This is a genomic window from Leucothrix arctica, from assembly GCF_003172895.1.
GTDB lineage: Bacteria > Pseudomonadota > Gammaproteobacteria > Thiotrichales > Thiotrichaceae > Leucothrix > Leucothrix arctica.
Genome location: NZ_QGKL01000031.1, coordinates 73,422 through 96,320, shown reverse-complemented (window position 1 = coordinate 96,320; position 22,899 = coordinate 73,422). Strand labels below are relative to the sequence as shown.

Sequence of the window (22,899 nt, the reverse complement as noted above, 5' to 3'; positions counted from 1 at the left end):
AGTGGTAGCTTTATGTGGCTTAAAGGTCTTTTAGTCTTGATATGTTGTTTGATTATTGGTTACTTTTTAGAGATTTTGTTCTCAGTACCCATCAACATATTTTGAATGTTTGGAATATGTTTCCAATAAATAAAGGCTGTGATCACCAGTAAGCCGATACCAAATGCAGCGGATTGAGTGACTAAGTGGAAGAAAAAGGGTGCCAGTAAGCATGCTATAAGTGCCGCAAGCGATGAGATATTAAACGCAAAAGCAGCAGATGCCCATGTGGCCAATACAACCAAACCTACTAAAGGGTTTATACCTATAAATATACCCATTGCCGTTGCAACGCCTTTGCCTCCCTTAAATCCGTAATATAAAGGAAATAGGTGACCGAGGAATGCTGCTATAGCAACAATGACAATCCAATTGTCAGAGAGCCCTAAGCTTTTGGCAATGACGACAGGTATTAAGCCTTTCAGCAAATCACCGAGTAATGTAAAAGCAGCAGCAAGTTTACCACCTAATCTCAAGACGTTAGTCGTTCCAGGGTTTTTGGAACCATTCAAGCGAGGATCTGCAAAATTGAACAACTTTGATGCAACAATTGCTGTTGAAATAGATCCTAATAAATAGGCTACGATGATAAGCACAAGAGGTAGTATAATATCCATCCTCCAATATTACCAAAGAGTTGTCCATTTTGAACGCATTTTCTTCAATAGATTCGATACCGCTAATAGCATTGCACGGTTGGGGAATGGATGCTTCATCATGGGATTCCTTATCGCCGTTTATAGCCAATAAAATACCTTTTCAAGCGCTTAATTTACCTGGTTATGCAGGGGTGCCAGAATTGCCTAATATGAGCATGGATAATGTCGTTGATTGGTTGGCTGAGCAATTTGACGGGAAGTGTCATTTATTAGGTTGGTCAATGGGTGGTTTAGTCGCGCAGGCATTCACTAAAAAGTACCCAGAGAAAATAGTAAGTTTGACGATGGTTGGCTCAACGCCTTGTTTCACAAAAAAAACGAGTTGGCCAAACGCTCTTGAACCTGAAATACTGACTAAGTTCGTTGAAAACCTTCAGGATAATAAGAGTACGACATTACGTCGTTTCATTGCGTTGCAGTTCATGGGAGAATCCGCGGCGGCAGGTATACAAAAGCAACTTAGGAAGGCGGTGACCAAGCAAGTGACGAGCCTCTCAACGTTAGCGTTGGGTTTGTCTTGGTTGAGAAATTGTGACTATCGGGAGAGTAGATCATTACTGACTACCGCCCAGCACTGGATGTTTGGAGAATTGGATCAATTAGTCCCTGTCGCAGTAGGGGCGGCGTTACAAAATGCTTTCCCTGATATAATGGTTAGTTACTTTGAAGGCTGTGGTCATGCGCCACAGCTAACTCAGCCAGAACGCTTTGCAGAAAAATTACTATATTTTATTTCACAACACACGAGTAAATAGTCCCTTGAGTTCATATGATAAACGCAAATCTCGTCAGAGTTTTGATCGTGCAGCGCATCGTTATGATAAGTCTGCCGCTCTTCAACAACAGGTCGCAGCGAAGCTAATAGCACTGCAGTCAAAAGAAGGTGTTCAGTCTGTACTAGATATTGGTTGTGGGACGGGGCAAGTCACCGCCGCAATGTGTGTTGACTATCCTCAAGCGAATATCGTTGCATTAGATTTTGCTGAGCGAATGTTGTTAGAAACCGAAAAGCGTTTATCAGTCATCAATAAAAGCGCGACACTGGTCTGTGCAGATGCGGAGTGTTTGCCATTCGTTGATGAATCATTTGATCTCATCATTTCTAGCCTAATGTTGCAATGGAGTAATGATCTAACTCAAAATCTTACTCATATACATCGCTGTTTAATGGGCAAAGGTCAGTTGGCATTTAGTACTTTCACTGAAGGTACATTAAAAGAAGTTAAAGCCAGTTGGAAATCAGTGGATGGATTGGTTCACACTAGTGATTTTATGGGTGTCGACACACTTAAACAGTCTGTTGAGGCTGCAGGTTTTCGTAATGTGCAGATTCATCAAGAAACCATTGTTAGTCTTTACCCGAAGGTGCGTGAAGTGCTTATGGATATGAAGCGTATAGGTGCAAGTAATGCCCATAGTGATAGAAGTAAGGGGTTGACTGGTAAACAACGCTTTGCTGCATTTGAGTCAGCTTACGAAATATTTAAGCAAGCAGATATGAATTATCCGTGCACTTGGGAGCTTGCGTACGTATTTGGCGAAAAATAGATCATATTATGGGGTAATATGAATGGCTTGTAATATTATTCATTAAGCTTTTAGTGTAGATTATTTAGCTAGTTTATTATTAATAGTCGCAATTACACTGGTCTAATAATCAAAATTAATGTAAAAGTATAAACATTTTGTAATTATCAAGCAGTCGCTAAATTGCTTGTTTTAATTTCAAACCAGTGCTCCCCCGAGCCTAATTTGTGTTAAACGATTGGAACTAGCCTAGGTGAACTAATGAGTGCATTAGCGATGACACTAATGATTGGTGTTTTTGTTATGGTGATCGTTATCGTAGCATTTATATTTACGGCTAAAAGTGGTCAGTATGACGACTTAGATGGCTCAGCACATCGTATCTTGATGGATGATAATGACCCTAGAATTCCAGGAAATAAGCACACGCGAGATAAATAAAAACGTCTACAGTAATTATATTTCCCCCAAATTAATTTGTAGAAAACCTCACGCTATTGTTGTGTTGGCAATAGTTTAAATGAACTGCCGAGGATTGGCGTTCAGATGACACGCAAAAGGAGATTGTAAGTCATATGTCTGATAGAAGACTTCAAGTTTTTCATGCCGTAGCTCGCATGCTTAGTTTTACTAAAGCTGCTGAAGTACTGCACATGACTCAACCAGCTGTTACTTTCCAAATTCGACAGCTAGAAGAGCAGTTCGATACCCGCTTGTTTGACCGTGCCCACAATAAAGTGAGCTTAACGGACGCAGGGCACTTGGTATTTGAATATTCTGAGCGCATTTTTGAGCATTACTCTGAAATGGAGAATGCAATTCGTGAAATGACAGGTAACTTTAACGGCTCTCTCACCATTGGCGCGAGTACCACTATTGCTGAGTACATGCTGCCAGCATTGCTAGGTGATTATAACAAAGAAAACCCTGATATTCGTCTGCGCCTGAGGGTGTCAAACACTGAAGGGATTGTTTCTATGATTGAAAACAATGTGATAGATCTCGGTGTTGTTGAAGGTCCAGTGTCTAACAAGAACTTGTTAGTCGAAGTTTGTCGATATGATGACCTTGTGGTTGTTGTTCCACCATCTCATCCTTTGTTAGATCAACCTGATAGTGAAGAGGGAATTTCTCTGGCTTCAGTATTTGAACACCCATTCATATGTCGTGAGCCAGGTTCTGGCACTAGAGAAGTTATTACAGAATACCTTTTGGATTCTGGTTTGGAAAAGAGCTTACTTAAATCTTGCTTAGAGTTGGGAAGTCCTGAGTCTATAAAAGGGGCTGTAGAAGCGGGGATGGGCATATCCATTCTTTCAAGTGTCAGCATTGCTAAAGAATTGAAGTTGGGTATTCTTAAAGCAATACCACTTAATCCACCTTTGCAGCGTGAGTTTTCGTTTGTGCGCCAGCGCCAAAAATTCAAAGTTAAAGCAATGGATGAGTTGCTAGAGTTTGCAAGAAGTTACTGTATATCCGGTAAACCTCTAGTTAGAGAATAAAAGTAGTCTGTTCGGGTGACACTCATACGCTTTACCTGTAAATTACCGAATTATTGGGTATTATTTATTTGTGATTAAAGCGTTAGAGTGTTTCCCTAACTGTTTGAATCGTTGTTACCTGTAGGTGTTTTTTCTTCGGAGACAGTGAACGACTTAAATTTATAACGGTCTTAATGTTGGGCTGGATATATCAAATAGTTGTTTTATCCAAAGTTAAGCTAATAACCTACCAGAGCAAACAAGCGCTTTTTGCTTGGACAAGTTAGTTTTCCCTTCCTGCTCAAATTATTCGAACTTTCTCAGAATCCAAAATAAATGATCAAACTAATCAACGATTGGTATACGCGCCACTTTTCTGATCCCCAAGTTGCAATACTCGCTTTCTTGTTATTGCTCGGTTTTGCGGTCATCTACTTTGCAGGTCAAATTCTCACCCCTCTATTTGCGGCGGTTATCATCGCTTATTTATTAGATGGTGCTGTCCTCTTCATGCAGAGGTTTAAGATCCCTCGTTTTATTGCAATGATGACGACGTTTAGTTTGTTTATACTTTTCTTGCTCGTTGTTTTATTTATATTAGCGCCGCTGATGTTTAAACAAACAACTCAGTTTATGCTCGAGATCCCTGGCATGTTGTCACAGGGTCAGGGGGCTATCATGTTGCTACCCGAAAAATATCCAAATATTATTTCTCAGGAGTTAGTAGTAGAGATTCTGAATAACATCAAAGCTAACCTTACATCACTCTCCCAAAAGTTTGTAAGCTTGTCACTCTCTTCAGTTGTTGATGTGTTCTCATTCATGGTTTACCTCGTGGTAGTACCATTACTTGTTTTCTTCTTCCTTAAAGATAAATCAATGATTTTATCTTGGTTCCGTAGCTTTTTACCAAGAGATCGCGCCTTGGTAGCGACTGTATGGCGAGAAGTGAACGATAAAATTACCGGTTATGTGCGTGGTAAGTTTATGGAAATACTCATGATTTGGGTTATTTCATATATTACGTTTTTAATCTTTGGGTTGAACTACGCTCTGTTGTTGTCATTTGCGGTAGGTATGTCTGTTCTTATTCCTTACGTAGGTGCTGTGGTGGTGACGCTACCGGTCGCAATCGTTGCTTATTTCCAATGGGGTTATACCTACGAGACAGTTTACGTATTGACTGCTTATGGGATCATTCAATTCCTTGATGGTAACTTGCTTGTACCTTTACTGTTTTCTGAAATGGTAAACCTTCACCCTGCAGCCATTATTATGTCGGTATTAGTGTTCGGTGGTCTTTGGGGTATTTGGGGTGTTTTCTTTGCGATACCTTTGGCTACGCTTGTGCATTCTGTGATGAACTCATGGCCTCGAATAGCGCGTACTGACTGATACTGTTAAAGCGTCTAATTAGTTAAGAGGTTTTTGCGTTTGGATTATAAGGTGGTGCTTAATAATGAAGACTACCCTTATCAGGTTAATCACTCTAAACGTGCCCGATATTTGCAGATTAAGCTTTCTCCTGACGGTGTAATTACGCTTGTTATTCCTAGCGGTATTTCACTCAAAAATGCCCAATTATTTTTAGACAGTAAAAAACCTTGGCTAGAACATAATCTACAAGGTCTTCCTGCGATCAAGTCATTCTCTGAGTCACGTCCGACATCACTCTTTTTACAGTTAATCGATGAGCACTGGACACTTGAGTATAAAAAATCAGAGAGTGAAAACGTAGCGCTCATAGCGCGTGCAGATAACAGCTTATTATTGGCAGGCAATGTTGATGATAAAGAGTTGGTGGTTAAGGCTATTGGTAAGTGGCTGAATGAAAAAGCTACCAAAGTGCTCCCAGCACAACTTAGTAAATTAGCTGAAGAGCACGGTTTTCACTTCAATCGAGTGACCATTCGTGGTCAAAAGACGCGCTGGGGAAGTTGCTCGAGCAAGAAAAATATCAATCTGAATTATAAGCTGCTTTTTCTAGAGCAATCCTTATCCGACTATGTGCTGATCCATGAACTCTGCCATACGCTTGAAATGAATCATTCCAAGCGCTTTTGGAGGCTTGTTGCTGACTGTGATGAAAATTATCAGCAGCATGATCGTATGCTAAATCAAGTAGGGCGCTCGATTCCTATTTAACTCGACTTACTGAGCGTGCTTAATTCGATGGCGCTATTTATTGCCGCTTTTAAGCTACCAGAGTCAGCTGTAGATTTTCCCGCTAGATCCAGTGCTGTGCCATGATCAACTGACGTGCGAATAATCGGTAGCCCCAGTGTGATATTAATCGCACGGCCAAAGCTCGAATATTTAAGAACGGGTAGGCCCTGATCATGAAACATGGCTAATACTGCGTCAGCATGTTTTAGATACTTTTCAGTAAAGAGAGTGTCAGCAGGTAGAGGTCCTACAAGATCCATTCCTAGCGCCTTATACTTTTCAATAGTGGGCGTAATTGTCTCTATTTCCTCCATACCTAAATGCCCACCTTCACCTGCGTGAGGGTTAAGGCCGCAGATATAGATTCTTGGATTATCCAATCCAAATTTTTGCTTTAGGTCATGATATAACACTTCGATAACCTTACTCAATAATTCCTTGGTAATGGCGTCACTGACATCTTTAAGCGGCAGATGAGTTGTCGCTAGAGCGACTCTAAACGTATCTGCTGCAAGCATCATGACAGGTAGGGGCGCATTACTGTGTAAGGCTAAATATTCGGTATGACCACTAAATGGAATGCCGGCATCGTTAATAATACCTTTATGAAGTGGTGCAGTGACCATTGCATCGAATTCATGGTTTAAGCAGCCTTCGAGCGCACGATCTAGTGTGTTTAATACGTACTGAGCATTTTGTACATCAAGTACTCCAGCAGTCACGGGGACTGCACAAGGAGTGTTTAAAACGATTAGCTTGCCAGGCTTAGACGGCAGTGTCTGAGCGTCTTTGTCATAAGGTATCAGTGTTATGCCTAGGTTTAGCAGTTTTGCACGCTCACTCAATACTAACGCATCAGCTATAACCACTAACTGAGCGTTTTGAGCATCTTGTGCAATTTCTAAGACAAGGTCAACACCGATACCGGCAGGTTCACCACAGGTGATAGCAAGGCGAGTAGTCATCAGTTATGGCTTCACACGGTAGTCAATAAATGCATTTGTACGTAAGTTTTCGACCCAGGCATCGTAGTCTGACGTTTTGTTTCTAGCTGCGATTGCTTTTCTAGCTCTATCTTCAAGTTGCTTCTTGTTGTTATCAGTTTCTTTGCGGTCTAAAACTTCAATTATGTGATAACCGAACTTGGTTTCAATAAGCGGGCTAACCGTATTTAGCGGTTGCGTTTGAGCTGCTTGAGCGAATTCTGGAACATACTTTCTAGTGTCGCTCCAACCTAGGTCACCACCATTAATGGCACTGCCCTTGTCTGCTGAGTTAATTTTTGCGAGCGTAGCAAAATCAGCACCTTGCTTAAGTTGCTGTTGTAGTTGGGTTGCCTTAGATTTTGCATTGGCATCATCATTACTAATAAGGATATGTCTCACGTGAACGTCATAGGACTTTTCAGTGGTTCCACCGCGCTTCTCGATAAGTTTTAATACATGAAAACCACGAGCATCTTGAATGACATCAGAAACTTGTCCAATTTCTAAGTTGTTCAATTCCTTAAGGTACGCAAAAGATAGTTGTGAAGCTTCTTTCCAACCTAGGTCAACGGCTGTGCTATTGCCTGATTTAACACTTAAGAAGTCTTTATTGGTAAGTGCAAGTTTTCTTAGTTGAGCAGCACTTCTAGATGCTTGTGCAAAGTTTGCACTCGCTAAAGGTTGTGGTGCAGGCACTAAAATATCTTGAATGCGATATGAGAAGCCTTCTGACACTTGTTGTGACTCAGAAGAGATCAGATCACCGATGTCTTGGTCTGAAGTATTCGTTTGCTGTTCTGATTGGCGTCGCTTTAGCGTGCTCAGCATAATTTGGTTAGCAATATTCTTTTTAAAGCCTTCAAGGCTCATGCCTTCCTTCGCTAATGCCTTTGCGAAGCTTGCTAGGTTCATGTTATTTCGTGTAGCGACACCAAGTGTAGACTGGTTGATTTGCGCTTCACTAGGGTTGATACCTTGGCGCTTAGCTTCTTGTAATTGAAGCTTTTCTAAAATGAGATCATCCAAAGTTTTCTTAAACAGTGTTCTTGCATCATCTGTATTACCTGATGCCCTAGCACGCTGTGCCATTTGCTGGACATCTGCCATCAATACAACGTCTTGGTTTACAACAGCTGCAATACCATTGAGCGCTTGGTCTGCTGCTTGAGATGTATTTAGGCCAGTAACGAGTAGAGCGGCTAGTAGTGTAAGTTTTGGTAGTGTCATTTTAGTCTTTATCATATCCATAAGTTTTTTCCTGAAGAATGCTGGTCGCACTGTTACCTGCGCTTCCAAGTCCTTTTAGTTCGACTTCAAAAAATAGGGCATCATCGTATGTTTCGTTATCTGAAGTTAGGTAGCGCCTAGCAACAAAGCGCGAGCCCCAACAGCAATCTTGGTATTCTACACCGGCAAGTACTTCTAACGAGCGGTTGTTAAATAGATCATAGTCAGCACGGCCTAGCAAAGACCATTTCTCACTGACAGGGATCGAAAATGAAGCATCAACTTCACTTACTTCATCACTTAAGTGCTGATAGCTAAAGTATACAGAACGGTTTTTGTTGTCCTTGTAATTTAGTCGAGCTTCTTTAGATGACCAGTCATCTTCTTCAGGATCCCAAACTGCGTTTGCCGAGAAATTAGTTTGATCGTTTATCTTGCCAGATAGTTCAACTGCAAAGACAGTTTCTTCTTCTCTGATAGTGTCATCGTCAGCCAGTGTCACTTTGCGGTCATCAAAATAGATTATTTGACCTGCGCTAATTTTCAGTTTTTCTTGGCCAGTTTTAGGGTCTTGTAAGCGTGAAGTCACTGCTAGTGTTAATTGGTTGGTGTCAGCGATTCTATCTTTTCCAGTAAAACGATTAGTTTTAAATAAATCTGACGTAGTCATCAAGTCGCTGAAACCTGTATCAAACACAGGAATTGCACTTTGATCTTCGTACGGGGTATACGTGTAAAAAAGCCTAGGCTCTAATGTTTGAGTAAGATTGTTACTTAAGGTCCGCTCAAAGAAAAGGCCACTGTCAAAACTCGCAGTCGGCAAGTAGCGACTTAAGTCATTACCCGCATCATTATCTTCAAGCGTGTATTGAGTCGCTCTATACTCTAAGCTAGGTTTTGCAAACCAAGCATCATTACCAAATCGTTTAGAGGCTTTTACACCGATGTCAAAGCGCAAGCCGGTTGTTTGGTCTGAGCTATCAAAGTAAGTCGCTTCGGTGCTTACAGCGACGTCTAAACCGTTATAGGTATGAGGCTTGGTATAATTAAGTTTAAGCTCGGGCAGTTTTGCATAGCTTTCAGAGCTGGTATCTAGCACTTGGTAGTCGAGTGCCGATAAGCTGAAGTCCCAGTTTTTACCTTCTACAAGGTACGCAACTTCACGCTCTAAAGCGGAGGTTGTCGATGAGATCAGTGAGTCGCTAGAGTCAGAGAAGTAGTCAACATCTGATACGCCTTCAGCCTTTATAGTGACCTTGCTTCTAGCTGAAATTTTATGCTCGAATTCAAGTTTAAAGTAATCTCTCCAGTCATCATCATACTGACGATCTTCAGGGAAAAAGTCGTACTCTAAAGTCCCCTTGCTTTTCTCTGATTTAAAACGAAACTCGTTTTCTAGTTTTAATCCGCGTTCAGAAAATAGTGATATTGAGGTAGTCGCATCATAGTTCGATGAAAGATTAAAATAGTAAGGTATCGTAAATTCATAACCAGACTGATCACTAACGCCTATTTTTGGTGACAGAAACCCCGACTTACGTTCGTCGTTCAAAGAGAAAGATAACCAGGGAAAATAAAACACTGGAACGTCTGATATGCGCAAGGTTACGCCTCGTGCAACACCCGTTTGAGTGGCGTTGTTGAGGTTGATACTACTAGAAGACATATACCAGCTTGGTTCAAGTATTGAACAAGTCGTATAAGTGGCGTCATTTAACTGTATTTCATCAATGCTTTTCTTTTCTATGCTTTTACTTTTACCGTGCGTATTTGAGTTACGTACTTGGTATTGAGCATTGGTGATAGTGCCAGTTTGATTTTTAAGATTGTAATTAATGCTGTCGCTACTAAAGTCCGTATTTTCAGAACTGAGCTTAACGCCGCCAGAGGCATTTACATTACCCGTTGTGCCGTTATAGCTGGCGCTCTCTGCATTAATTGCCTGTTGGTTTTGCTGGATTATGACTGAGCCATAAAGCTCAGAAACGCCGTTACGGTTTAGCGCTCCACCATCGGCTTCAAGGTAGACAGCATCCAAAGAAGGCTTTTCAGTAATCAGCTGATGGGTAGTTTTTGGTGTCGGTACTCGGCATACAGGAGGGTATGCTTCAGCGGCCTGCGCTGATACTGGAACAACGCTGACACACAACATCCAGAGATATTTTTGTTTCAATCGGCACACCAGTATAAAGTTATTGATTAGGAATAAATGAAGATAACAAAGCCGTTAGATAATAACAATGTTGCGACTGTGTTTGCTTATATTAAAAGCTAGTTAGGGATTAAAAACCCTGAAATGTTGGCTGAGTTGTTTGGTAGTCATAATAACTTGATGGCGAACCAAATTGAATATTATCAAAGCCACCATTTTGGTCAATCACATAAGCGCCACCGCCAGCCATCGAAGCGGCTAATGTGGCTGCTGCTGCGATTTTGATGAAACTAAATGGACGCTCACCATGTACTTTTCCAGTCCGACCATTAATCACATAACGGTAAGTCTTACCACGGTACTTAAATGCAGCGGACCAAATAGGTAGTAGTAGGTGTTTATAAGTTGTTCTATCATGATCCGTTGATGCATGACTAATACGCTGCTGATCTCCACCAATGTCTCGGCGAATATCTTGTCGTATGGTGTAGTCCATAATCTGCTGTGCACGCAGAAAGCCTTCATCAACTGTTATTTGGTAAATCTCACTTCTAAAGCCACTGAGATAAGCTTCAGAATAGGGTACTAGCTTGCCTAAATCCCAAGGTGCTAGGTTATCAATAATAGTACGAGGCAGTGTTTTACTGGCACCAATTAATACATCATCAAAATGTCGTCTGACTCGGCCTGACTTTGGTGACCAGCGAACACGAGCGACGTTACGCGTTCTTCTGACACTACGACCGTCCACTCTTGCCATATAGCTTTGGCGCTCGTAATAAACCGTTCCGCGCTGGCCTTGGTACTGAGTTTGAGTGTCGCTGTCATAAGTCCAATACGGTAAGTAAACACCTGTTAGTTTGTCATTACGCTTCGCATGTGAATTTAGTGCAGATGGTGCAAACCATCGTGTTTTCATCCAATTATCAAAGACATTTATCGCCTGATCATGTGTAATTGAGAAGGGTAATAATGAACGAGGACGAATATGGCGTGACTGCTCAGTACCTTTAATGACAGGTGTACTACAAAATGGGCAATTACCAGCATGTTCGTTTTCTTTAAGCTCAAACTGGGCCGCACAAGAAGGGCATTTAATTACCCCGACTTGTGACAGTTGTCCAGAGCTTCGCAAGCGCTCTAAATCCTGCAGAGCCTCGCGAAAGTCATACTCACGAATGGGCTCGAAGCTCACCGGGATCTCATTTTTGAATCCACAGTGGTCACACTCCAGAGACTGATGCTCTGGCGAATATAATAGATCCGAGCCACATTGTTCGCACGGAAAATGCGATTGTGAGTTTTTCATATGACGTTAACTACTTACTTAGGTAATGGCGGTGGTGTTGACTGTGAGTTAGCGAGCAAGTTACGGAAAAAATCGTGCTCATTTGCTGATTCCCAGTTAGACATACCTGCAGTCCAAACTAGACTCTCGGCGGTTAACTCACCTCGTTTAATGAGTTGAGCAAGTGCTGATGAGTCAAACGGCCCAGCTTGTGCGTTATTTACAGACACATGCCACTCTTGTTGGTGTGGCAAAGGAGGAGGTGTTGAACCGCCGGATGCTGGTGCTGCTTGTTGGTTAGTCATGGTTTGTGCCATAGCCAAACCAACGCCCATCTCTATAGCAGATGAAGCCGTTGATGAATTACCTGACTCCATTGATTTAGCTGCGCCAAATTTTAGGTACTTATCAAGGTCACCGATCATGCCCATGCTGGTACGCTTATCGAGTGCTGCTTCAACTTCTGGTGGTAAAGAAATATTCTCAACCAATACTTTAGTCAGCTCTAAACCATACTGCTTAAACTCAGGTGAGATACGTTCAGTAATGAAGGTACTTAACTGGTCATAGTTAGATGCAAGGTCTAAGACAGGTACATCAAGCTTGCCTAGGATCGTTGCGTAACGAGAAGTAATCAAGTCACGCAGTTGGTCACTGATTTCATCAACAGTAAAGTGACCATCAGTTCCCACAATCTCTTTCAAGAAAGTAACCGGGTCAGCGATACGCGTACTGTATGTACCAAACGTACGTAAACGTACCATGTCAAATTCGCTATCACGCATCATAATTGGGTTTTTAGTGCCCCACTTAAGGTCAGTAAACTGACGCGTGTTAAAGAAGTAAACTTCAGCTTTGAACGGGCTTGAAAAGCCATGATCCCAGTGCTGAAGCGTTGAGAGTAAGGGAAGGTTTTGGGTTTCGAGTTGATACATTCCCGGGCCTAATACATCAGCCACTTCACCTTCATTTACAAACACAGCTAACTGAGTTTCACGTACAGTTAGTTTTGCACCGTACTTGATCTCGTTGTTGTGTCGTTCAAAGCGGTAAACCATTGTGTCGTTAGAGTCATCTGTCCACTCAATAATATCAACGAATTCGCCAAAAACCTTATCCCATAAACCCATTTTAATGACTCCTTAAGATGCTTTGCTTGGTGCAGCATCGATTTCTTCTTTACGTGCTTTAGCTGCAAGTAATGCGCCTTTAAGCTCGCCCTCAAGATGCTGTAGCTCAGTTGCTGCAGATGCGCGCTTGGTGCGGCCTTCTTCAGCGATTTCTAAACTATCGTTGATTGTGCCAATTAGCTCTTGGTTAGCTTTGCGAACAGACTCGATATCAAAAATACCGCGCTCCATTTGCTTGCGTACTTCTACGTTAGCAGTACGAAGGTTTGTCGCATTTGACTCTAGTAAGTCATTAGTAAGATCTGTCGCTTTCTTAACCGTGTCAGCAGCGTCGCTCATGCGGAAGATTGTGACCGCTTGTGCTAACTGGTTCTTCCATAAAGGAACTGTGTTAATTAACGTCGAATTGATCTTGTTGATAAGTGTCTTGTCGTTTTCTTGAACTAGACGAATACTTGGCAAGCTTTGCATAGCCACTTGACGCGTTAGGCGTAGGTCATGAACACGACGGTCTAAGTCATCGCGCGCGCTGCGTAAATCACGTAATGCTTGTGCTTGAAGCATGTCAGCGCCTTCAGCAGTTGCAGATGCTTCAAGTGCTGGAATTTCAACGTCATTCATCATACGAAGCTTTTCTTCACCAGCGGCAATATATAGCTCAAGCTTATGGAAGAAATCTAGGTTTGCTTCGTATAGCTTATCAAGTGAAATAATGTCAGTAAGCAGCTGTGTTTTGTGCTCTTCCATGTGGTCTGTAATGCTGTTGATTTGCTTGCGCACATCATCATACTTACTAAGGAATGCAACAACAGGCTTAGCCTTGCCGAATAGACGTGCAAAAAAGCCAAGTTTACGGTTAGGGTCTAGCTCATCTACGTCAAAGCCTTTAATCGCAACGACCATGTCATTAAGAGAAGCGCTTGCGCCACCTAGGTCTTTATTGCGAACTCCTTCAAGCATGCTTTCTGAAATGCTGCTCATTTGCTCTTGAGCTTTACTACCAAAAAATACGATGCTGGTACGGTCGTTTGTGTTGATCTCTTGAATAATCTGGTCAAGCTCTTGCTTTTCAACGGTTTCAACCTGAGCATAAGGAATAATTTCTTGTGCAATTGTTTTTTCAGGAACGATTTCCGTACCTGGGATGACAGCAACTGCTGGTGCTGCGGTTTGAGTGGCTGCTTGCACAGTGTTAGACGCATTATCAGACATGGTTATTCCTTAATAAATCAGTAGTTAATTGGCTTTTTAATATAAGTGCATTGGTGCCGATTAGAGTATTCCTTCACGCTTGAGCTGTGTTTCAAGCACTTCAATATTAACATCAAGATCAAAACGATCTTGTTTTTTTAGTTTTTCATGTTGTTCGTCAAAGGTACTCTCGATTGAGTTCAGTACATTTGCAAAATTACTATCTAACTCAACTGTAGTTGCTTCGTTACGATGTGTCTTAGCATAACTTTCGGTGACACGTTGGGTACCGTTTAGGTAGACCTTCAAAAACTTACGTGCGCGGGGCAGGTCAGTTGGGTCATTCTCTATAACAGTCAGTATATTGCGTGCTTTGCCAATAATTCGATCTAAGTGTTGATCAAATTTGACGTTGTTTATTGTCTTACGTGCATTTTCAATCGCATCGATTTTTATATTGGCAGACTCTAGCGCTTCAAAAACTTCTTCTGCGCTCACACCCAAACCAATATTACCTGTTTTGTCGCGTCGCGGGTCTAAGCCGTAACATAGGTAGAAAGCTAATAGGGTAGCGCCACCAATAAGGATACTACTAAACAAACTGTAGTCTGCCGCCAGCCAAGCGGTTACACCGGTTGTGACTGAAAGTATGATTGCCGCGACTGATTTAAATGGCGTCGTTGGAGCCATCGCCAATTTTTTTGTATGGTACTGATGCTCTACCTTGAAACCATGTCGTGCAATAACTGCGGCTAACATGAAGGCTGCAAATGCTCCGCCATTGATAATGGTTGGCCAAAAGTCGCCGCTGACTAATGAAACAACGGCTGCAATTAGTACGGGTGTCGGCATGAGGTAAAGCAGAATACCTTTGATGCCAAGGCGTATTTGACCCAAAGAATCGTTGTCGGGGGTATATCGTTTTGCATTGGACATTTATAGGCCCCTTAGAATATATGGATCAGTGCTTGTAACGAGACTAATCCGAGGGTTGCGGACAGTAAGATGAAGCCGATTATTCGTTGCAGTGTTTTTGGCATGCCTATTTTTCCTCATTAATACCCATCTATTATATAGGAACTAAGGGAGTGCTTATCAAGTAATTGGAGTGTAAATTATTGAATAATTGGACTTTATGAGAAGTGAACAGACATAAAAAAGACGAGCTTTTGACAGCTCGTCTATAAGCATTTAAGGCGCGTAACAAGCAATTAAGCTTGAATGTCAGAACTATACCCCCGTAAATTCCTGACTACCTTGTTCAAGTTCTTTGCTACCAGCAAACCGACTCCCCAATCATGGTCGATTAAGAGCATTACCTTGAATGTCTCCAAACATGTCTACGACTTGTGATATGCTATTGAGTGTCATTAACAGCATTTATATAATTTTTATTAATCAATTTCGTAAGCCAAGTTGAATTGCTACCACAAACCCCGAGAAAGCAATTCATCTTGAAGACGTGCTTAGATTAAGTGAAAATGGCTGAATCCAACCTGAACGTACCTGAACGAAACTATTTTTCTCAAATATTTAAAATAAAAATAATTAAAACAGTCACTTAGTAGGTTGTTGGTTTTCTATTTTGAGAGAAAAACGAACATAAAAAAATGCTTAACTGAACATGATTCAGCTAAGCATTAATGTTTTCTGTATGTTTTATGTTCGTTTTTTCCTAGCGAAGCCCAGCAAAAGTGTCACAACTATTAACGTCACCACCCAGCATGCCTTTCTTTAGCCACTCTATGCGCTGTGCTGAAGAGCCATGGGTAAATGAGTCAGGGCTAACATATCCGCCAGAGCGCTGCTGAATTCTGTCATCTCCAATATTTCCAGCGGCATTAATAGCTTCTTCTAAGTCACCATCTTCTAGTAGTCGATAGTTTGCTTGTCGCCTAGCCCATATACCCGCATAGCAGTCAGCCTGTAGTTCTAGTAGCACTGACATTTGGTTCGCTTGGACTTTGCTCATACGACGTTGCATTTGTAGAACTTTGTCAGAAATTCCTTGTAGCTTTTGAACATGATGACCAACTTCATGAGCAACCACATAGGCTTGTGCAAAATCTCCTCTAACGCCCATTTGGCTTAACTGACTAAAGAAGCCTAAGTCTAAATACACTTTCAAGTCGCCAGGGCAGTAGAAAGGGCCAACAGCTGAAGAGGTCAGTCCACAGGCTGAACGAACGCTATCTTCGAAAAGTACCACTTTAGGTTCTTGGTAACGAAGGCCAGCCTGTTGGAAAATAGGATTCCAAACATCTTCTGTGTCTTTCAATACAACAGCGATAAATTCTCTGCCGTCATCGTTTATACCTGAGCCAGCTTGGCTGTTTGTATTGTTTTCAGAGATAACTGAGGCGTCACCTCCCATGTTATCCATAAAGTTTTGGCCTTGGCCTGTGAATAGATAGATAAGGAGTAATACAACAAAACCAACGCCACCCACTTTAGCGCCACCTTTAGAGCGACTTGAGCCACCACCTCGGCGATCTTCAATATTCGTACTTTGTTTACGGCCCTTCCAACGCATACCCACGCTCACTTTATGGTTATAAAGGATCAATGATACACAGGATTTTGTTTAAGGCAAAACGCTATTCAAAGCTCCCCTAACTAACTGTTTTATTTTAGTGCTAATACAGGTCGGACCATTTGTCGGTGTATTTGTTACGTTCATTAATAGCTTATTCTAGGTAGATGCAACTATTGTGATTCATGTTAGTATCAGGACGTATAAAGATAAAAATAAGAAAATTGGAAGTGTTACAACCCCCAATCTACAACTTGTGAGAGTGAATATGTCTGGAGTAAACGGAACGACCCCATCCGCTGCATCCAAAATAGGCAAACGCTGCCTTGGAGCAACAAAAAATACACCCAAGCCTAAGCTCGACCCAATTAATTATTATCTGAAAGATATTGAATCTAATGCTTTATTAACGGCGGAAGAGGAGATTCACTATGGTCGTTTAGTGCTTAAAGGTGATTTAATTGCACGTAAAAAAATGATCGTTTGTAATTTACGCTTGGTCGTTAAGATGGCTAGGCGCTACCTTAATCGAGGGTTGGCTTTAGCTGACTTGATTGAAGAAGGTAACTTAGGTTTAATTCATGCGGTCGAGAAATTTGACCCCGAACGAGGTTTTCGCTTCTCGACTTACGCTACGTGGTGGATTCGCCAAAGTATCGACAGAGGCTTGATGAATCAATCTCGAACCATTCGACTACCTATACATATAAACAAAGCACTTAATAGTTGTTTGAAAAAGCGTGCTCAGCTTAGTCAGCAATTAGGTATTGAGCCAAGTCTAGAAAAACTTGCACGCGAAGTCGGTAAGCCAGAGCAAGAGGTCAACCAGCTTCTTAGACATACTGAGCACATTACTTCATTGGACTACCAGATAGGTGATGGCAATGATAGTACGATCATTGATTTTATATCTTCAGACACTATTAAAGGTCCAGCTGAAGCGACTATATCTAATGATATTTCAAGCGCTATAGGGAAGTGGTTAGGGAAGCTTGATGTTAAGCAACAAGCTGTTTTAGTCAGGCGTTTCGGTTTGTTTGGTCATGATATTTCTACGCTAGAACAGGTTGGCGTGGAGCTAGGGTTGACCAGAGAGCGTGTACGTCAAATACAGATTGATGGCCTGAAAAAGCTACGCCGTATTATGGAGGTTGAAGGTGGCTCACGCGAGATCTATCTTCAAACTGCATAAAGCCATCTCAGCTTAGCATAGCCTAACAAGCAGCCTTACTTTATACTTGCCGCAGTTTCATAATACTCGATGATCTAAAACGTCATTGAGTATTATGCTTGTCTGAAATTGTGCACATAAGGTAACTAAATGGCTCCGGTAAAAGTTGGTCTGTTAGGTCTGGGAACTGTTGGCAGTGGAACTGCAACTGTTTTAAAACGTAATGCTGAAGAAATAGCACGTCGTGCAGGTCGCGGTATTATTGTTGATTTTGTAGCGACTTCAAAATCAGAACTTCCAGCGGGTGTCGGTTTATCAAATAGCCGAATTACCAACGATCCATATGATGTTGTAAACGACCCTGAAATTGAAATTGTTGTTGAGTTGTTTGGTGGTACAGAGCCAGCTAAGAGCTTAGTGCTTCAGGCAATTGCTAACGGCAAACATGTTGTAACTGCGAACAAAGCACTGATTGCTGAACACGGTAATGAGATCTTTGCACGTGCTCAAGAGAAGGGCGTTATCGTCGCTTTTGAAGCGGGTATCGCTGGCGGAATTCCAATCATCAAGGCTCTTCGTGAAGGGCTTTCGGCAAATAAAATCAATTGGTTGGCAGGTATCATTAATGGTACAGGTAACTTCATATTGACAGAAATGCGTGACAAAGGTCGCGACTTTCAGGACGTATTAAAAGAAGCACAAGCGCTCGGTTATGCTGAAGCTGATCCTACTTTTGATGTTGAAGGTATTGATGCTGCGCATAAGCTTTGTATCCTATCTTCGATTGCATTCGGTATCCCATTGCAGTTTGATAAGACATACACAGAAGGCATCTCGGATATTTCTAGTGATGATGTTGATTACGCAGCTGAGCTTGGCTATAGCATCAAGCATCTAGGTATCGCTAAGCAGACTGATAAAGGTATTGAGCAGCGCGTTCACCCAACACTTATCCCTAAAAAGCGTCTAATTGCTAATGTTGATGGCGTAATGAATGCTGTATTGGTTCATGGCGATGCGGTAGGTCCTACGCTTCATTATGGTGCTGGTGCAGGTAGTGAGCCAACGGCTTCTGCTGTTGTTGCGGATATCATTGATATCGCTCGTGCATTGACATCTGACCCTGAAAACCGTGTGCCTCACTTGGCTTTCCAAGCTGACTCTCTTTCAGACTTGCCTATAGTGTCGATGGATCAAGTTGAAACAGCGTTTTACTTACGTTTAAGTGCGTTAGATGAAGCCGGTGTTATCGCTGAAATTACGCGTATTCTTGGTGATGGAAATATCAGCATTGAAGCATTTATTCAGAAAGAACCTAAAGATGACGGTAAGGCTGACATTATCTTGTTAACTAAAGTCGTTAACGAAGGCGCTATGAATGATGCGATTAAGAAAATTGAAGCACTAAATGTTGTGAGTGGCAAAGTTTCTCGCATTCGTGTTGAGAGCTTAAGCTAAGCAATAATTAGAAAAAAAATTCTAGGATTGACTATGAAATTTATTGAAACGCGTGGTAATGATTCACAACCACAGCACCCATTAAAAGTAGAGTTTTCTGACGCAATACTTGGGCCTATTGCTTCTTTTGGTGGTATTTATGCGCCAGAGAGTTTGCCTGATTTAGGGTTGGAGTTTTTATCTTCTCACCTTGATTCTAACTATAAGCAGTTAGCGAAGTCTTTATTGCAAGCGTTTGAAATTGATATAGAAGAAGCAGTTATTGATGAGGCTTTAAGTCTTTATGATAAGTTTGATGATCCTGCTGATCCTGTACCGTTAGTTAAGTATAAAGATGATGTGTTTGTGAGTGAGTTGTATCACGGGCCAACACGCGCATTTAAAGATATGGCACTGCAGCCGTTTGGTGTGTTGCTTGCAGCGATGGCTGAAAAACGTAATGAAAATTACCTGATTCTTGCAGCAACCAGTGGTGATACGGGTCCAGCTGCGTTGGATACCTTTAAGAATCGTAAACGTGTTCAAGTTGCTTGCATGTACCCAGAAGGTGGCACATCAGACGTACAACGTTTACAGATGGTGACTGAAGATGCAGATAACCTGAAGGTTATTGGCATTCACGGAAACTTTGACGATGCTCAAAAAGCGCTTAAGCATCTATTGGGTTCAAAGTCATTTAAAGAGACCTTGAAAGCGAAAGACATCCATTTGTCAGCAGCTAACTCTGTTAACTTTGGTCGTATCATTTTCCAAATTATTTATCATATCCATAGCTACTTAGAGCTTGTGCGTAGTAATGAAATTAGCTTGGGTGATCCGATTTATATCGCGGTGCCTAGTGGAAATTTTGGTAATGCATTAGGTTGTTACTATGCGATGAAGATGGGCTTGCCCGTTGAAAAAATCATTATTTCTACTAATAATAACAATGTGTTAAAAGGTTTAATTAATAATGGTAGTTACGACTTTCGTGAAACGTCATTAATTCAAACTTTGTCTCCTGCGATGGATATTCAGAAAGCATCTAATGTTGAGCGTATCTTGTTCGACATGTTTGGTACTGAGCGTACGCATGAGTTGATGAAGCAGTTAGATGAAGAGCGTTTTTATAATCTGACTGAGTCAGAGCACGAGCAGATTAAAGCAGTCTTTGTTGCGGATGATTGTAACGATGAAGAGACGGTTGCATATGTAAAGCAGTGCTTTAATGATGGCTACTTAATGGATCCTCATACAGCGACGTGTATCAAGGCTTTAGAGACTTGTCGTGATAAACCTCTAAAGACGGTAATTACTTCAACAGCTGAGTGGACTAAGTTCTCCATGACAACCGCTGAGGCTATTGGTAGTGATGCAGGTGATAGTGATTTAGATGCGCTGAAGAATATTTCAGCAAAAGCTAATATTCCGGTTCCTGCTCAAATATCAGCGCTGTTTGATATGCCTATTACCCAAACGACTTTGATTGATAAAGAGGATATTGAAAAAACTATCCTTTCTTTCCTTTAAGGTTAATTGGTGAAACGAGGGCGTATTTACTTAAGCTTGCTTGTTTGTGGTCTATTTTTAGCGACTTTCTATTGGAAGTCGCTAAGTTTAAAGCCTGCAACGTTGCCTAATGGTGCAGCATTTACACCCAGTGAGTGTTGGTTTAAACAACCTGAATCTATTCGTATGCAGTGTGGGTATTTTCATACCCGATCACCAAGTACAGAAATCCCTTCTTTTAAGCTTCCTATTGTCGTTCTTCGTCACTCGTGGTGGCAAAACTCAAAGAGTCCGATGCTGCACCTTGCAGGTGGGCCTGGTGGTTCTGCTTATCTCGATAGTGAATCGATTCTATTTCAAATCGAAAACTTCATTTATCAAAAGTGGGGTGTAGACTTTGTTTTATACGATCAGCGAGGAACAGGGTTAAGCGAGCCTGCTTTGAACTGTGAGGGTCTAACGAGTAAACGTGAAAAAAGCCTTGCTCTACCGCAATCTGTCAGTGAAGAGTCAGCTGAATTTCTGACGGATACACAAGCTTGCTTGAATGATTTGAAGGGTGATGAAAAATACAGGCAGTACCTTAAATATATTAGTACGGATAACAGTGTTCAAGATATTGCTGACTTGCATGATTTGTTAGCGATTGATCAGTGGGTGTTGATGGGCACGTCTTATGGAACGAGGCTGGCGTTAGAGTCCGCTAGACAAATTCCTAGTAAAATCAAATCAATGGTTCTAGATTCGGTGTATCCACCTGAAGTAAATGGATTTGAAACATTAGCAGAAAATGATTTGAATGCGCTTCAAGTTGTGCTGAAATTTTGTAAAAGTGATCAAGTTTGCCATACCCAATATCCAGATTTGGAAAACAAAATGATGGCTGCTTTTTTGACGTTAAAACAAAAAGCTTTAAATTTAGAGGTTCCCCAAAGCAGTGATAAATTACCTAATAGAAAGCTAGCACTTACTGCCGATAGGTTTCTTACGTTATTGAGTTACGCGAGTTATGACTCAACATTAATTGGTTATATACCTGCTACGATCTCTGCTGTAGTGAGCAATGATTCCGAAGATGAGTCACTTATTGAGTTGGCTGCAAACCTTTTGTATATGCAGCTATCTGATGACTTTAGTGACCCTGTTTTTATGATCACTGAATGCCTTGAGAATAATGACTTTGACATAGAGCAATTGGCACGTCGCTTGGTTGAATACCAAGCACAGTATCCTGTGTTGGATTTAACTATGAGCCGTTATTATGAGCCTGCTCAATGCGAAGGTTGGATTGAACTGCCGACAGTAAGCCCTCGTGATTACCGAGCGCGCGTGAAGAGTGATATACCAAGTTTACTATTAGCTGGTGCACTTGATTCTGTTACGCCTCCTAGATGGGCAATAAGTGCAGAAGAAGGGCTTACTAATAGTACCTACTTAGAGTACCCGGATGCGGGTCACGCCGTACTTTACTCAGACCTATGCTCTAACGATGAAGTTAAGCGGTTTCTTAATCCTGAAGAAAAAGAAACCATATTTTGCGATAACAGTGAGCGCTTGTCAGCAAGGTCAACAGCGGATGTTACTTGGGCGTATTAAAAATCTAAATTATAAGATAAATCTAGATACGCTTTGAATAGCCTTTGTCCGTGCTGTGTAACCCCTTTAGCTGTTAGGTGGGTAACATCTGACTTCTCAAGTCCGTACATCGTTGTGTACGCAGTGTTAGGGTCTTCTTGGCTAAGCTTTTGTTGTGCAGTGACGACTTGTGGACGAACTTTTACTAATGGGTGCTGCTCATCCACACCAAGTATCACCGGCAGCTTTGTGTTGTGAGCGATGCTGTTTCTGAAGTGATGAATAATCCGCTGCAAATTCCAGTAGTACTGGTTTGCGAATTGATCATTTTTAGCGTCCGTCTCACCCTGTATCCAAGTGAATGACTTTATTTCAACTGTATGACCTGCTTGCTGTAGTAAGCGAATAGATATTTGTAGCTCGCGTATCATTCGGTCATAAAGTCCGCCATGACCTGGTGCTTTCCAAATTTCTACTAAGCTACTACTCCCAAAACTAAATTTGAAAATAGATGGATGAAATCCAAAGTGCTTTAGCGAACGAGCAAAAGTGACTTCAGGGCCAAAGTGGCCTTTAAGAAAGTGACCTTCCTGCGGTCGCAATGTTTGCCATGTGCGATTGGTCGATGCGTAGTCAACCGCTTCAAAAAAGAAGGGGATTGTCTTATCAAGTTGATTGGGGTCGGCAGGGTATGACTGAGCATCACCTCGCCATCCCTGCATGTTTGACTGACCACCCATTACATGAAGCTCTATGTTGTCGGCGTTAGCAAGTTGTGTGCAGAGTATTAATAACCCACACACAACGTATCTTTGTAATTTAAGCATG

20 protein-coding genes are annotated in these 22,899 nt (G+C 41.7%); 10 read left to right on the top strand and 10 right to left on the bottom strand.

Going from position 1 to position 22,899, the window contains the following annotated elements; translation table 11 throughout:
- Positions 1-59: 59 nt before the first annotated feature.
- The gene (plsY, locus tag DKT75_RS11135) at positions 60-656 is read right to left on the bottom strand and encodes a glycerol-3-phosphate 1-O-acyltransferase PlsY (RefSeq protein ID WP_109823508.1); all 597 of its coding nucleotides are present in this window, start codon (positions 654-656) and stop codon (positions 60-62) included.
- A gap of 29 nt (positions 657-685) precedes the next feature.
- On the opposite strand from plsY, the gene DKT75_RS11130 reads away from it, so the two are divergent.
- From DKT75_RS11130 to DKT75_RS11105, 6 genes are all read left to right on the top strand, one after another.
- Positions 686-1,453 carry an alpha/beta fold hydrolase gene (locus tag DKT75_RS11130; protein ID WP_146201359.1) on the top strand — a complete coding sequence of 256 codons (768 nt, stop codon included), beginning with the start codon at positions 686-688 and terminating at the stop codon, positions 1,451-1,453.
- 4 nt (positions 1,454-1,457) lie between these two features.
- Positions 1,458-2,246, top strand: a complete 789-nt coding sequence (bioC, locus tag DKT75_RS11125; RefSeq protein ID WP_158278845.1) for a malonyl-ACP O-methyltransferase BioC — start codon at positions 1,458-1,460, stop codon at positions 2,244-2,246.
- A gap of 240 nt (positions 2,247-2,486) precedes the next feature.
- Positions 2,487-2,666 (top strand): cbb3-type cytochrome oxidase assembly protein CcoS, encoded by a 180-nt coding sequence (gene ccoS, locus DKT75_RS11120; protein WP_109823505.1) that lies wholly within the window; start codon positions 2,487-2,489, stop codon positions 2,664-2,666.
- Between the two features lie 134 nt (positions 2,667-2,800).
- Positions 2,801-3,727, top strand: coding sequence for a LysR family transcriptional regulator (locus tag DKT75_RS11115; RefSeq protein ID WP_109823504.1), 927 nt, complete (start codon positions 2,801-2,803; stop codon positions 3,725-3,727).
- Between the two features lie 315 nt (positions 3,728-4,042).
- Positions 4,043-5,101, top strand: coding sequence for an AI-2E family transporter (locus DKT75_RS11110; protein WP_109823503.1), 1,059 nt, complete (start codon positions 4,043-4,045; stop codon positions 5,099-5,101).
- A 54-nt stretch (positions 5,102-5,155) separates the two neighbouring features.
- Entirely contained in the window at positions 5,156-5,851 is a 696-nt protein-coding gene (locus DKT75_RS11105; protein ID WP_211665380.1) for a M48 family metallopeptidase, read from the top strand.
- On the opposite strand, the gene pdxA is transcribed toward DKT75_RS11105, so the two are convergent.
- The 8 genes from pdxA to ypfJ form a co-directional block, all read right to left on the bottom strand.
- Positions 5,848-6,837 carry a 4-hydroxythreonine-4-phosphate dehydrogenase PdxA gene (gene pdxA / locus DKT75_RS11100; protein ID WP_109823501.1) on the bottom strand — a complete coding sequence of 330 codons (990 nt, stop codon included), beginning with the start codon at positions 6,835-6,837 and terminating at the stop codon, positions 5,848-5,850. The two genes, DKT75_RS11105 and pdxA, sit on opposite strands and share 4 nt — an antisense overlap.
- A 3-nt stretch (positions 6,838-6,840) precedes the next feature.
- On the bottom strand, positions 6,841-8,106 hold the full coding sequence (locus DKT75_RS11095) for a peptidylprolyl isomerase (RefSeq protein ID WP_109823500.1): 1,266 nt from the start codon (positions 8,104-8,106) through the stop codon (positions 6,841-6,843).
- Complete coding sequence (locus tag DKT75_RS11090; RefSeq protein ID WP_146201358.1) at positions 8,087-10,258, bottom strand: LPS-assembly protein LptD; 2,172 nt, start codon at positions 10,256-10,258, stop codon at positions 8,087-8,089. Before DKT75_RS11090 ends, DKT75_RS11095 begins: the two co-directional genes overlap by 20 nt.
- Positions 10,259-10,367: 109 nt before the next feature.
- Positions 10,368-11,432 (bottom strand): TFIIB-type zinc ribbon-containing protein, encoded by a 1,065-nt coding sequence (locus tag DKT75_RS11085; RefSeq protein ID WP_245923183.1) that lies wholly within the window; start codon positions 11,430-11,432, stop codon positions 10,368-10,370.
- Positions 11,433-11,560: 128 nt separating this feature from the next.
- Positions 11,561-12,655 (bottom strand): SPFH domain-containing protein, encoded by a 1,095-nt coding sequence (locus DKT75_RS11080; RefSeq protein WP_109823497.1) that lies wholly within the window; start codon positions 12,653-12,655, stop codon positions 11,561-11,563.
- A gap of 12 nt (positions 12,656-12,667) precedes the next feature.
- On the bottom strand, positions 12,668-13,867 hold the full coding sequence (locus DKT75_RS11075; RefSeq protein ID WP_109823496.1) for a toxic anion resistance protein: 1,200 nt from the start codon (positions 13,865-13,867) through the stop codon (positions 12,668-12,670).
- Between the two features lie 60 nt (positions 13,868-13,927).
- Positions 13,928-14,782, bottom strand: coding sequence for a 5-bromo-4-chloroindolyl phosphate hydrolysis family protein (locus tag DKT75_RS11070; protein ID WP_109823495.1), 855 nt, complete (start codon positions 14,780-14,782; stop codon positions 13,928-13,930).
- A 739-nt stretch (positions 14,783-15,521) separates the two neighbouring features.
- A complete protein-coding gene (gene ypfJ, locus DKT75_RS11065; RefSeq protein WP_109823494.1) occupies positions 15,522-16,379 on the bottom strand; it encodes a KPN_02809 family neutral zinc metallopeptidase in 858 nt (285 codons plus the stop codon).
- A gap of 268 nt (positions 16,380-16,647) precedes the next feature.
- Between ypfJ and DKT75_RS11060 the strand changes: the two genes are divergently transcribed.
- The 4 genes from DKT75_RS11060 to DKT75_RS11045 all read left to right on the top strand — a co-directional run bounded on the left by DKT75_RS11060 (position 16,648) and on the right by DKT75_RS11045 (position 22,092).
- Positions 16,648-17,571 (top strand): sigma-70 family RNA polymerase sigma factor, encoded by a 924-nt coding sequence (locus tag DKT75_RS11060; protein WP_109823493.1) that lies wholly within the window; start codon positions 16,648-16,650, stop codon positions 17,569-17,571.
- 129 nt (positions 17,572-17,700) lie between these two features.
- Positions 17,701-19,008, top strand: a complete 1,308-nt coding sequence (locus DKT75_RS11055) for a homoserine dehydrogenase (RefSeq protein ID WP_109823492.1) — start codon at positions 17,701-17,703, stop codon at positions 19,006-19,008.
- 33 nt (positions 19,009-19,041) lie between these two features.
- The gene (thrC, locus tag DKT75_RS11050) at positions 19,042-20,517 is read left to right on the top strand and encodes a threonine synthase (RefSeq protein ID WP_109823491.1); all 1,476 of its coding nucleotides are present in this window, start codon (positions 19,042-19,044) and stop codon (positions 20,515-20,517) included.
- A gap of 9 nt (positions 20,518-20,526) precedes the next feature.
- On the top strand, positions 20,527-22,092 hold the full coding sequence (locus DKT75_RS11045; protein ID WP_109823490.1) for an alpha/beta fold hydrolase: 1,566 nt from the start codon (positions 20,527-20,529) through the stop codon (positions 22,090-22,092).
- Here the strand turns inward: DKT75_RS11045 and DKT75_RS11040 are convergent.
- Positions 22,089-22,898: a sialate O-acetylesterase gene (locus tag DKT75_RS11040; RefSeq protein WP_109823489.1), complete on the bottom strand. Its 810-nt coding sequence runs from the start codon at positions 22,896-22,898 to the stop codon at positions 22,089-22,091. The two genes, DKT75_RS11045 and DKT75_RS11040, sit on opposite strands and share 4 nt — an antisense overlap.
- Position 22,899: the final 1 nt, after the last annotated feature.